The 12,121-nt window shown below is 62.4% G+C and carries 11 protein-coding genes; 6 read left to right on the forward strand and 5 right to left on the reverse strand.

Annotation, left to right across the window (positions count from 1 at the left end):
* Positions 1-117 precede the first annotated feature (117 nt).
* From MU516_RS03110 to MU516_RS03120, 3 genes are all read right to left on the reverse strand, one after another.
* The gene (locus tag MU516_RS03110; protein ID WP_260275748.1) at positions 118-600 is read right to left on the reverse strand and encodes a hypothetical protein; all 483 of its coding nucleotides are present in this window, start codon (positions 598-600) and stop codon (positions 118-120) included.
* Positions 601-962: 362 nt separating this feature from the next.
* On the reverse strand, positions 963-1,211 hold the full coding sequence (locus MU516_RS03115) for a hypothetical protein (RefSeq protein ID WP_260275749.1): 249 nt from the start codon (positions 1,209-1,211) through the stop codon (positions 963-965).
* Complete coding sequence (locus MU516_RS03120; protein ID WP_260275750.1) at positions 1,208-3,460, reverse strand: acyl-CoA dehydrogenase; 2,253 nt, start codon at positions 3,458-3,460, stop codon at positions 1,208-1,210. Before MU516_RS03120 ends, MU516_RS03115 begins: the two co-directional genes overlap by 4 nt.
* A 1,048-nt stretch (positions 3,461-4,508) precedes the next feature.
* Here MU516_RS03120 and MU516_RS03125 point away from each other — a divergent pair.
* Positions 4,509-5,159 carry a prolipoprotein diacylglyceryl transferase gene (locus tag MU516_RS03125; protein WP_260275751.1) on the forward strand — a complete coding sequence of 217 codons (651 nt, stop codon included), beginning with the start codon at positions 4,509-4,511 and terminating at the stop codon, positions 5,157-5,159.
* 633 nt (positions 5,160-5,792) lie between these two features.
* On the opposite strand, the gene MU516_RS03130 is transcribed toward MU516_RS03125, so the two are convergent.
* A complete protein-coding gene (locus MU516_RS03130; protein WP_260275752.1) occupies positions 5,793-5,978 on the reverse strand; it encodes a site-specific integrase in 186 nt (61 codons plus the stop codon).
* Between the two features lie 1,318 nt (positions 5,979-7,296).
* Complete coding sequence (locus tag MU516_RS03135) at positions 7,297-8,199, reverse strand: LysR family transcriptional regulator (protein ID WP_260275753.1); 903 nt, start codon at positions 8,197-8,199, stop codon at positions 7,297-7,299.
* A 110-nt stretch (positions 8,200-8,309) separates the two neighbouring features.
* Between MU516_RS03135 and MU516_RS03140 the strand changes: the two genes are divergently transcribed.
* The 5 genes from MU516_RS03140 to MU516_RS03160 are packed head-to-tail and all read left to right on the forward strand — an operon-like array spanning position 8,310 to position 11,658.
* On the forward strand, positions 8,310-8,540 hold the full coding sequence (locus MU516_RS03140; RefSeq protein WP_260275754.1) for a hypothetical protein: 231 nt from the start codon (positions 8,310-8,312) through the stop codon (positions 8,538-8,540).
* Positions 8,541-8,560: 20 nt separating this feature from the next.
* On the forward strand, positions 8,561-9,100 hold the full coding sequence (locus MU516_RS03145) for a GNAT family N-acetyltransferase (protein ID WP_260275755.1): 540 nt from the start codon (positions 8,561-8,563) through the stop codon (positions 9,098-9,100).
* The gene (locus tag MU516_RS03150; protein ID WP_260275756.1) at positions 9,093-9,851 is read left to right on the forward strand and encodes a gamma-glutamylcyclotransferase; all 759 of its coding nucleotides are present in this window, start codon (positions 9,093-9,095) and stop codon (positions 9,849-9,851) included. Before MU516_RS03145 ends, MU516_RS03150 begins: the two co-directional genes overlap by 8 nt.
* A complete protein-coding gene (locus MU516_RS03155) occupies positions 9,848-10,912 on the forward strand; it encodes a dipeptidase (RefSeq protein ID WP_260275757.1) in 1,065 nt (354 codons plus the stop codon). The genes MU516_RS03150 and MU516_RS03155 overlap by 4 nt, the downstream gene beginning before the upstream one ends.
* Positions 10,912-11,658 carry a gamma-glutamylcyclotransferase gene (locus MU516_RS03160; protein ID WP_260275758.1) on the forward strand — a complete coding sequence of 249 codons (747 nt, stop codon included), beginning with the start codon at positions 10,912-10,914 and terminating at the stop codon, positions 11,656-11,658. Before MU516_RS03155 ends, MU516_RS03160 begins: the two co-directional genes overlap by 1 nt.
* Positions 11,659-12,121: the final 463 nt, after the last annotated feature.

Genomic DNA, 12,121 nt, shown 5'->3' on the forward strand with positions numbered 1-12,121 from the left:
CGATCTGGAAAAAGAGCCGTCTGTTCCCGCACAGTGCCTTCGATGAAACCCGACATGCCGATCTCCCACCACCATGTCTAAGTCTACCATAAGGCCGAGTTTCCACACAGCCTCGGCTCATCTGGAACACCGTGTTCGCCGCATGATTGCCATCGCAGGTTTCGAAGGATGACCGGCGAGGCTGGTCCAATGGACCAGATGGAAGCTGCGATCGATCCCACGCCGCATGGAGGGTTTGGCGGACGAGGCCGGCAGGATGAAGGCGACGATATCGGCGAAGCTCATGGCGTGACGCAGGAAGGCGCGGGCGAGGGGGCCGTTGCGGCCGAAGGGCGGATCGCCGATCACGACGCGACGGCCGGGATGATCGGGTGCCGTGAAGCCGAGGAAAGCCCCGATCGCGATGCCCGGGCCCTCGGGCATGATGTCGATGGCGATCAGGCGTTCCGCCGGAAGATGGGGGCAAAACGCACCGGCACCGGCAGAAGGCTTGATGAACAGGTCGTCAGGCCGCATGCCGTGCACCCGCCACAAGTCGCCGACATATTTTCGGGCCATCGGGCCGGGGGTGTAGAACTTGTCGTGAGCGATCGCCGGCATGTGATGGAGGTTCCTGTTTCTGCCCGCCGATCGAAATATGCAGACATGAAAGTAGAAATCGTTCGGCAGTTTCTTGTTGTGGATTTCTCGGAACCTGAGGAAGGGCAGGGTGGATCACCTGGCGTTCGCGGCCGCCTGGCGGCTGTCTTCACCTTTGGACCGCGCTCCTGGGCTGCAGACGATTCATGTGGGGAACTGCGCCCGACCCGAAGATTGTCTTGCAAGGGCGCGGTCAGTAAGCAGAACTCGACTTCTCATCTGCTGCCGAGATGCCCAGTGCGTGCCGCTGGCGACCGATCTGCGTCCCAATGCGCCCCCTGCGTTGCCAAAATCCATTTCGCCCAGAATGGGAAGCGGTGATGTCATCCTGTGGACGGGCCGGATGTTCCAAGGGTGGTGACGGCCGACAGACAATCGGCGAGAACCTTGACGCAGACAGGCAGCACCACGTCGAAGACGGTGCGATCGAAGGGCCGGCAAACCAGCAGAGGGCAACCAGATTCCACCGCCAGGTCGACGGAAGTGATGGGGGGCGGCCCGCTCTGAATCCTGCGAAAGGGCGGACGCGCGCCATCGACGATAAAGGCGCGCTGGGTGGTATGTCCGCTCATTCCGCGGCCGCCCGTGGGGCGGGGCCGCGATTTGGCGTTCGAACCGGGTACAGCTCGGCCAGCGCCTCGGGCGTGAAGTTATCGACCGCGACCACCTCATTCACCAGCGCCTGCATCGCCTCAATCTGGGCCAACTCGGGCTCGCTGAGGATGCCCGCCTCGACCGCCTCCCGTGGCGGCATCCTCGCATCGCGCAGGCGTTTCATTACCGGGGCCAACTCGACGACCTTGGCGTAGCACTGGTTGAGCACTTGCACGCCGTCGCGGTTGCAACCCTCGAAGACGCGACCGGTGATCCGGTTCCGGGCCTCGGAGGGCTCATAGATCAGCGCGCTCACTGCCTCGGTCAGGCGGTCGTCAGCGCCGCGGCGGGTGGTGCCGGGCAGGGTGAAAAAGCGCAGCACCCATGCGGCCCAACGGGCAGGCAGGTTGGCGATCACCTCGTCCAGCGCGGTCTGGATGCGTTTGAATCCCTCGGCGGCGGCAAAGCGCAGCACCGGCAGGTCGGTCTGCTGGCGGCCCTCATCTTCCCACCGCTTGAGTGCGGCTGAGAGGATGTACATTTCCGACAGGATGTCGCCCATCCGGCCCGAGATCATCTCCTTGCGCTTGAGCTCGCCGCCCAGGGTGAGGAAAGCGAAATCGGCGGTAAGCGCATAAGCCGCCGACCAGCGCGACAGCTCGCGGTAGATCGGCACGGCTGCCCCGGCATCCGGAGCAGGCGCAAATCGACCACCGGTCAGTGCGCGGCTCCAGGCGCGGAATATCGTTTTGGTCGTGTGGCCGACATGGGCCCAGAAGCTCTTGTCAAACGCGTTTAGCGATGTCTCCGGGTCGTCCTCCTGGAGGGCCATCATGTTGTCGAGCATGTGCGGATGGGCGCGGATCGAGCCCTGTCCAAAGATGATCAGCGAGCGGGTGACGATATTGGCGCCTTCCACGGTAATGCCGATGGGCACGGCGCGGTAGAGCGGCTGGAGGTAGTTCGAAGGGCCGTCAATGACCGCCTTGCCGGAGTGCACATCCATCGCATGGTTGAGCGCATCGCGCATCCTGTAGGTGGCATGAGCCTTCATGATCGCCGAGATCACCGACAGCGCGCGTCCCTCGTCCAGTCCGGCGCAGGTGAGGTGGCGCGCGGCATCCATGGCGTAGGCGTCCGAGGCGAGTTGAGCCATGGGGGTCTGGATGCCGCCGAACTTGCCGATCGGCAGGTTGAACTGTTCGCGTATGCGCGCGTAGGCTCCGGTGGTGTGGGCCGAGAGCGCGATGGCCGCGCAGCCCATCGAGGGCAGAGAGATGCCGCGTCCGGCGGCTAGTGCCGACATTAGCATCATCCAGCCGCGCCCGGCATATTCCGGCCCGCCGATGATATTCTCGAGCGGGATGAAAACATCGGTGCCTGTGGTCGGCCCGTTCATGAACATTGTCGAGGAGGGCAGGTGGCGGTTGCCGGTCTCGACGCCCTCGAGGTCGGTGGGAACCAACGCGCAGGTAATGCCGATGTCTTCGATATCGCCGAGCAGCCCGGCGGGGTCGCGTAGCTTGAAGGCGAGGCCAAGAACGGTGCAGACCGGAGCGAGCGTAATATATCGCTTGGCCCAGTTGAGGCGAATGCCCAACACCTCTTCACCGTCCCAACTGCCCTTGCAGATCACGCCCTCGTCGACCATCGCTGAGGCATCCGAGCCGGCCTCTGCACTGGTCAGCCCGAAGGCGGGCAGATCGCGCCCATCGGCCAGGCGGGGCAGCCAGTGGCTCTTCTGATCGTCGGTGCCGAACTGGTGGATCAGTTCGCCGGGACCGAGCGAGTTGGGCACCATCACGGTGACGGCGGCGGCCACCGAGCGGGTCGAGATGTAGCGGATGATCTCGGAATGGGCGAAGGCAGAAAAGCCGAGGCCGCCATGCGACTTGGGAATGATCATGCCGAAGAACTTGTGCCGGCGCAGGAAACTCCAGACCTCGGCGGGCAGGTCGGCGGCCACGTGGTTAATCTGCCAGTCGTCGATCATGTGGCAGAGTTCGCGGCAGGGCCCGTCGAGAAAGCCCTGCTCCTCTGCACTGAGCTGCGGTGCCTTGACGGCGCGGAGTTTCGACCAGTCCGGGTTGCCCGAAAACAGTTCGGCCTCCCACCAGACTTCACCGGCCGTCAATGCTTCGCTTTCGGTCTGGGAAAGGGCGGGCAGCGCCCTCTTGGCCCAACCGTGAATCGGCTTGGTGAAAATCCGAGCGCGCAGTCTTGTCATGCAAGCCCCTCCACTGATCGAACGTCAGTCGACCGGATGGGGTTCCGACGGGCAGGATGACAAGCAAAGCTGTCAAGACTAGCCCGTCAAGGGCAAGAGTATCTGGTCCTTCCTGGCCGGTTCAGATGCCGTGCCACGAGACCGCAACCAGCGAAGGGCGACGGCGAGGTGCCCCAGCGAAACCAGCACCAGCAAGCGGTCGCGAGTGAGCAGGCTCACGGCGAAGATCGCGATTCCGTCTTGCCGGCAGATCTTAGCAAAGCTCTCCTCGCCGCTAAGCCCTTCAGGCACGATCCTGATCTTCCGAATGGTGCTTCCATCTACGCCTGCGGATGAACTTCACAATCAACTTTGCCGTCGGCTACATTTTTCCGAGTTGGCGTCTCAGCTCCACTTCCTGGCGGTTGCGATGAGCCTGATACCCTTGGCTACGAAATCAACTCACACGTTCCAAGAGGTGCTGACCGGGTACATCTGAACCGAATTTCCGCGGTCGTTTTCTTTGGGCTGGCAATCAGGGCTTGGTTGACGCCGCGATAGAACAGGCTGTGATTTCGGGTGCGCTGCTTTGCAAACCCAAATGGTTTGGCCGGGCTTGCGAGATTGGTGTCATCATCGTCTTGCGCACTGACGTCTGCAACCATCTTGGCATCGCGGGCCCCCGGTCCCAAATAGCTGCCAAGGCTAGGAGCCCTTCGCTGGCGGCGCCGATGATCTTGAAGCGCTGGAGTGCCGGCACTGCGAGCCAGCGCCGTTTCACCTCTTTGCAGCAGAATACTTTATCGAAAAGGCGAGTGCGGACAGACACCAGCCGGTTCTCGAACACCGCAGCTAGACCTGCGGACCCGACATAGGTGTCGCCGATCTCGCGGCGCGCGGTCTGGGGGGCGCAAGTTCCGGTCTGGAAAAAGGCGCTAGCAGTCCTGAGGCCTGATCGACCGGCTCTCGACCGGCCGCCGAGGCACGACTGATCTTTGTCTGCTGACGGAACAGATCGGTTCAGCTCGCCGTTTCCCGGGCATCAACTGACATTTCGGGAGGAAATGACATGAAGATGCACACGACATTGATGGCAAGTTGCGCCCTGGCGATCATGGGGTCGGGGGTCTATGCCGACTGCGCCGAGGAACTGGCCTCGCTGACCGAAGACGGCGCCGCTGGCGCCGCGACCCAGGGCATCTCGAAGGACGGATCGCTGGCGCCCCTTGAACAGCCCGCCGAGTCCGAAGATTCTGCGGAAACGGACGCTGCACCTGCAGCGGATCCGAGCGATACGACCGCAAGCGACGGAACCTTGATGTCGAGCGATGGCGAGAGCGCGTCGGGCGAGACAATGGCCGCTACCGACGCTAGCGGCGCCGAGGCATCTGCCACTGGCGATGGAATCTCCAAGGACGGCACGCATACTCCTCTTGAAGGAGAAGCCTCCGGAAGCACGGAGATGAAGGCGATGTCGGGCGAGGACGCCGAGGCGCAGCAGGATGGCGAGCCAACGGCCGCGGAGGAAGCGCAGGCGGACTCAGGTCCAGAAAACCCGGCGATGTCGGAATCCGCTGACGCGGCCGATGCCGCCTCGCGGGGGCCCTCGATGAAGGTCGATGCCGATCGCGAGGCCCTCATGGCCCGCGCCAATCACGCCTTGGCATCGGGAGACGAAGAAGCCTGCATGGCGGCCGTGGAGGAACTCAAAGCCATGTAAGCTGATCCGAACGGGTCGGGTAACGGCCCGCTGGATTGCCGTTTCCATGCGCTGGGGGGGCGGGGGAGCGCAACGCGTGCCTCCAGCCCACCCGACCACGTTAGAGGGTGGGATTCTGGACGCTCTGCAGCACCTCTATCTGTGGCCGATCTTGCGACGAAGGATGGCTTGGTCCTCGACCGACAGCTGCTTTCAGCCGATGTCGATGCATACGTGCAGGCTGACAGTTTCAACACTGAAGGTGGTATCCCGAATCATGGGCATCGAATGGCGTGCTGAAGAACCTCTCGTTTTTCAGTCCAGTCTCAAACGATGTGATTTGTGAACCTCTCCCATCGGTGGCGGAGCTTGGAAGGGGCTTGTGGCGACGGTGTTGGTCAAGGAAGAGGGGCGAAACCTTCTTCCCACTCCACGAAAGCGCTGATGCATTCGTGAGCGCATGGGTCGGGCTTGTGGGCGCATGCCGCGAGGAGAACGAGAGAAAACATGAGAAATCTGGACATGTGGCTTACCTTTCAAACTGATTGAGAGGTAGCTTTCTACGTTGGCCTCTGGAACGTGTCTTTTTGTGCATGGATATCAGCCTTACGTTGAATCGCAGAGCAGATCGGACGCCCGGCGAACACTCTTTGCTCAGGCATCGAAGCCTGTGGCAGCGAAAATCGGAATACGCTGGTCGTTGCCGGTCTTGTTGCGCGGGTCCATTCTGTCGCGGATTATGAGCCTGCGGCGGACGACGTCTAAAGCGGTCCATTCGACGCGGCAGAACTCGTTGAGCCGCATGGCGGTGGACACCGCGAAAATCAGGACGCGTGTCATCGGCCTGGATCACTCCGATATCGATCCCCAGGGTCACCGGGCGCGCACCTTGTTTCGCGCGCATCCTGCCGCAGTCGATCAGCCTCGAGCGGTCGAGGTGTCCGATCTTCTCCTTGCCCAGATCGCGCTTGAGCGTCGTGAGCGAGGCGGCTTTGGCACGCGACGCGGCGGTTTCCCTACCTCGCACATATCGTCTATATGAAGGTCGATGAGGTCGGCAAAGGTCTGAAGACGGGAAACGGACGACTTGTTCGGCGCCAGCCCTTGATCGACCTGGGTCTTCGCCTGGCGGGCACGTCGATGGGCGTCGTCGCGGCTTTGGGCAGTCTCGCTCGCGTAGCGGCCCTTTCGTCTGATCTGGAGCCGGTAGGCACCGGAGGGGAGCTTGGTGATGAAGGCCATTTTCGTGTGCGCCGTGTGTGCAATGAGTCGTCGTAGAGGGGCAAATTCGGGGATATTGTGGCGTATTCCAGCGTAGCAGCATCCCCCGCCAACAGTTTGAAGATACGCAAAAAATGCAAATAAATCAGAATGCTAGATTGTCCACGGCCCCCATGATGGATGGAACGGGTAGTTCGAATTTCCCTTTTTATTCTGAAGGCTTTGCCAGGGCCTGATAGGGCATGTTGTAAAAAATGTTGTAACTTTCGGACGCCGGTTTGCCGGCCCGCTACTCTACTCAGACATGCGAGCGCTTTCGCCTCTGTATCCCTCGATCCTCCGGCCGCTGACCAAGGACGATATAGCGGCCACTTTTTCTGGTGATCGGACCCCAGTGCGCCGCTTCTTCTGGGGCGGTTCTGCACGAGAAGGTACATCAGGTTCCCTGAAGCCGTCGTTCGTTCAAACTGCGACGAATTCGTACTCTGAGCCCGAAGCGGACATGGGCGGTGTCGGGAGCCGTCATGCCTACCACGCAATGCTAGCCTGGTAGTCAGACCCGCACGAGCCCAACCGTTCACTTCTGGTGCGGGAGCTGAGGAAGACAGTGTTGGAAAGGCGACTACTGCCATGGCGATCTCCGAACCCTTCGATACCGCAACTCATCTGGAGCTTGGTCTTATGCAGGGGTTTCCGCCGCCTGCCGGTAAGCGGGTGGATCGCTTCAATGGTGTGTGGGAGCCGCCATTCAATCGGTGGGCCTAGCCATCTACACGACCGGCCGATCTTGCTGCCGTTCAGCCGTATCGACATTCTGCATTGTATTGCACCAGACTAGCTTGCCGCGGTGCTACCGGCAGAGCGATGCGTCGATACACGCGAGCCCCGACTTCCTGTCATTGAATCGTGACATGGTTTTCAGTGACCTGCCCGGACCTCAATTGCGGCTCTTGGGCAAGTTCTCGAGCAGGAAATCCAGCACCATCCGAACCGGGCTTGCGTCACCCACATTGGCTGGCCAGATCGCATAGGTTTCTATGGGACGAAGCGGCACATCTGGAAGAAGACGCACAAGCCTCCCGTCCCGCACATGGTCTTGGACCACATCTTTAGGGATCGCAAGAAAGCCAATCCCTTCGCGCGCGAGTTCTTCCGCCACCAACATGGAATCCAGCGTGGCCGCGATGCGGGGCTCGACACGCTGACCGGCAGGCCTCGGCTCGAGCAGAAAATCGTTCATGCGCAACCCGGGTGGAAACTCGATCCAGTCCCAGGCCGCCAGATCCTCGATTACCTTTGCGGGCGACCGGGCCGTCACATAGTCTGGTGATGCAGTCAGCCAGACTTCAAAGCGTCGAAACAGGCGGGATTTGTAGGTTGAATCCTTAAGACCGGACGTTCCACCCCGGATCGCGAGGTCGAACTGCGATCCCGAGAGATCGCTGAATGCGTCCGTGAAGGTGATCGAAAAGGTCAGTCCGGGAAATCTCTTCAGCAATTGGGCCCAGGCTGCCCCGAACGCGGGGTGTTGTGCGCCTGACGGCAGCGTCACCCGAATGTGGCCGACGGGTTGTGCCTTGCGCATTTGCATCGCCGCCATGCCCTTATCGGCCGCCTGAGTCATCAGACGCGTGCTACGCAGCAGTTCGGCCCCCGCATCGGTTAACGAGATGTTCCGCGTCGACCGATAGAACAAGGGCAGATCGAGCTGCATCTCGAGCTGGCTGACATGGTGGCTGACAACCGATGGCGAAATGCCGAGCCGCTTCGCCGCACCGCGAAACGATCCCGCATCCGCCACGGCCTGAAAAACCGCCATCCGGGCAAGGTGATCCATCATTGTTCGATCATATCGAACACAGAAACCAAAATCACCCGGATAGTGCGCGGCAGATTTCCGTCAGAGGATCAAGCCGGATCAAACACTGCAAGCCTTGAAGGATCCCGATCATGGCCGCCATCGACACCAACCTCGCCTTCGCCCTCCGCCCCGCTGCCTCGCTGCGCCGCGCCGCTGCCCTGCTACGCAGCCTTGCCACGCGGATGTCCGCGCCCGCCGATCCGGACGACGCGCGCACGCGCCGGGACTTCGTTCGTGAGATGACCGCACGCAACCCCGACGCCTTTTCCGGTGATTTGGACGTACAGGCCGTTATGCTGCACTATTCTGGACAGTTCTGATGACGGTGCGGAGTGCTGCCGTGACCCTGACCATCACTCGCGCCGAGACGCCCGAAGACCTCGACGCCGTGCGGGCGTTGTTCCGCGACTTCTTCGCCTGGGCGATGGAGAATTTGGCCAAGGGCGAGAAAGACCCGAACCCGTCGGTCTTCGCCAACCTCGAAGCCGAGCTTGCCGGCCTGCCGGGACGCTTCGGTCCGCCCTCGGGCTGTCTGCTGCTGGCGCGGCTCGACGCGGCGCCGGTAGGTTGTGTCGCCTTCTACGGGCAGGACGCGACGACGATGGAGATCAAGCGCATGTTCGTGCGTCCCGATGGATGGGGTCACGGGATCGGCGCGCAGATGCTGAAAGTGTTGCTGACCGAGGCCGAGGCCGCCGGATACGTCCGCTACCGTTTGTCCACCCATCACGAACTGCATGCCGCGCAGTCGCTTTACCGGCGCGCCGGATTTCGTGACGTGCCCGGCTCACCGGATTTTCCGGGCATCGTCGAAGGCGTCGACATCTGCATGGAAATGATACCGGTCCGCGAGACCAAAGAGGAGAGCCGCCTTGCCTGAACTGACCGACCCTTTTGCCCATCACCCTGAATTGCGCGACCGGATCGCGGACACCGAGACGTCCTACTTTCGAACATTCAACGTTGAGGCGATCATGGCAGCAGACCCCCAACAGGAGGCGTTACGCGACTGGGTCCATTCCGACGCGCAGCGCGAGGCGATCCGGGCCGAGGCGCTGGCCGACCATTCGGGCGATCTGTGGATCTTCGGCTATGGGTCGCTGATGTGGGATCCGGCCTTGCGCTTTGCCGAGGTGCGGCGTGCCCATGTCGCGGGCCATGCCCGCCGCCTGATCCTGGTAGACACCAGGGGCGGCCGCGGCACCGAAGAGGCGCCGGGCCTGTTCGCGACGCTGGATGCCGTCGAAGGGTGCGACGGGTGCGAGGGGCTGGCCTTTCGAATCGCGGCGGCGGATGTCGAAGCAGAGACCGAGATCCTGTTCCGACGCGAGATGATCGCGCCCGGCTACCTCGCCCGGTTTGTCCCGGCCCGGATCGGCGATGCGGATATTCGCGTGTTGACCTTTGTCGCGGACCACGAAGTGCCGGACGTGCGCCCCGACCTGACCTACGCGGAACAGGTCCGCTATATCGCCCATGGGGCGGGCGATCTTGGCACCAGCCGAGATTATCTGGCCAATATCGTCGGGCATTTCACGCATCTCGGGATAACCGATGCGCATTGCAGCGACCTGTTATGCGCGGTGGATGCCCACCTCGCTGCGCTCACAAACAAGGAATCTGCCCAATGACCGCGCCCACTCCCTTTTTCGACGGCCATAACGACTTTCTGCTGCGATTACTGAAAACACCGACCCCACGTGAAGAGACCTGGCTGGGCACAGCTGGCCGCGGTCATCTGGACCTCGCTCGTATGAAGGATGCGAGCTTTGCGGGAGGGCTTTTTGCAATCTTCGTGCCACCCGCGTCCAGCGGCCCACCGCCCGACTTTAAGGTACTGATGGCCGATCCGCCCTACGCCCTGCCGATGCCGCCCGAAATGAAACATCCCCAGGCCCAGCCTGACGCGCTTGCCATGGCGGGGCTGTTGCACTGGATGGAACGCTCGGCACCCAATGACTTCCGCGTTTGCCGATCGGTGGCCGACATCCGCACAGCCATGAAGGCCGGCATCATCGCGGGCGTGATGCATATGGAAGGGGCCGAGGCGATCAGCCCCGACCTTGACGCGCTCTACCTGTTCTACGACATGGGCCTGCGCTCACTTGGCCCAGTCTGGAGCCGGCCGACGATCTTTGGCCACGGCGTGCCGATGGCCTTTCCGGGCAGCCCCGACACCGGGCCGGGCCTCACTGAGGCAGGCCTTGATCTGGTGCGCCTGTGCGATGAATTGGGCATCGTGATCGATCTGTCGCATCTGAACGAAAAGGGTTTCGACGATGTGGCCCGCGTCTCCTCAGCCCCACTGGTGGCCACGCATTCCAACGCTCATGCGCTGTGTGACAGCCCGCGCAACCTGACCGACCGGCAATTGCACATGATCCGCGAGCGCGGTGGCATGGTTGGGTTCAACTTTGCTACCTTCTACTTGAACGCCAATGGCACGGCGGACACAGGCACCGGCTGGGACGTGATGCTGCGCCACCTCGACCATCTGATCGCGCAGGCGGGCGAGGATCATGTCGGGCTGGGGTCGGACTTCGACGGTTGCGTCCTGCCCGACCTGATCGGCGACGTCACCGGCGTACAGCACCTGTTCGAGGCGATGGCCGCGCATGGCTACGACGCCCCGCTGATCGCGAAACTTGCACGCAAGAACTGGCTCGCCTGTCTCGACCGGTGCCTGAACTGATGTCCGGCCTGAAGCATCCGCCCATCGTCCCGACCCTGCGCCTCACGCGCACCCTTGTCGATCGGCTGCCGCCGCGCTTCGATGAACGCGGGCCCGTGATGCTCGAAGATCCCCCGCCGGAGTTCTACCACCGGACCGCTGCCGGGCTCCTTGAGCGGCTCGACACGCAAGGCGCGGTCTGGGTCTTCGCTGCAGGATCCCTGATCTGGAACCCGCGCATGGAGGTTGCCGAACGCCGGGCCGCGCAAGTGACCGGGTGGCGGCGGGCGTTCTGCCTGACCGACCGGCGCTTCCGTGGCTGCCCGTCAACGCCGGGGTTGATGATGTCGCTCGATCGGGGCGGAGCCTGTTCCGGTGTGGTCCTGCGGATGGACACCGGCGACGACCCGCTGAGCGCGCTGGTGAGCCTTCTGCAGAAAGAGCCCCCGGTACCGCCCGAACACGCGACCGCCGAAACCGAGACCGGCCTGGTCGAGGCGATACTCTTCGCCGCCGACCCCGGCTTTCCGCTGTACCGGCCCGAGCCTGCGATGGATGAGCTGGCCGACATGCTCGCCTCGGCCGTGGGGCACATCGGCACGATGGCTGAATACCTGCTGAATACTGTCACCGAACTGGAGCGGGCCGGCGTCCATGACCTGCATCTTTGGCAACTGCAGGAGATGGTGGCGGAGCGTCTGGAACGGCTGCCGGACCCTGTGTGTGCCGCTCTTGACGCTGTTCACGACGTTCACGCTGCAGGCTGAAGCACTTGCCCACCCGAGTAGGCCCGGATGAATATCGCTTTGTCCTGCACCAAACGCTCCGCCCCATCGATATCGACCCACTGTTGACCGCCTATAGCGGCGAGGTTTCGCCCAGAGTGAACGCGCTGGACGAAGCCTTTGGGAAGTGCAGTGCGCGCCGCTGCCGCCTGAGCCATCTGCAGCCTCACCGAGTTCGGCAGGATGGTAACGAGTGTCCGCCTTTAGTGAGGCCGTCGCAAATTTCCGCACCTGCAACATGTTTCGCATCTGCTCCGACCGTCCGCATAGGGGCTGGCTCCGGCCACCTGCTGCTCCGGGCGTGGAAGTCCGTTGAGGGCCGAAAACGCCTAGTATGGTCATTCAAGTGACGGTCTGGAAAGTCTCGCATTCTGACAGTTCACGCGCGGCGCAGCGAATGGCGGCAAACTTGCTCGCACGGATTGGAACCTATCACCCAAAGACG

The sequence above is a fragment of the Paracoccus maritimus genome (genome assembly GCF_025195095.1).
Taxonomy (GTDB): Bacteria; Pseudomonadota; Alphaproteobacteria; order Rhodobacterales; family Rhodobacteraceae; genus Paracoccus; species Paracoccus maritimus.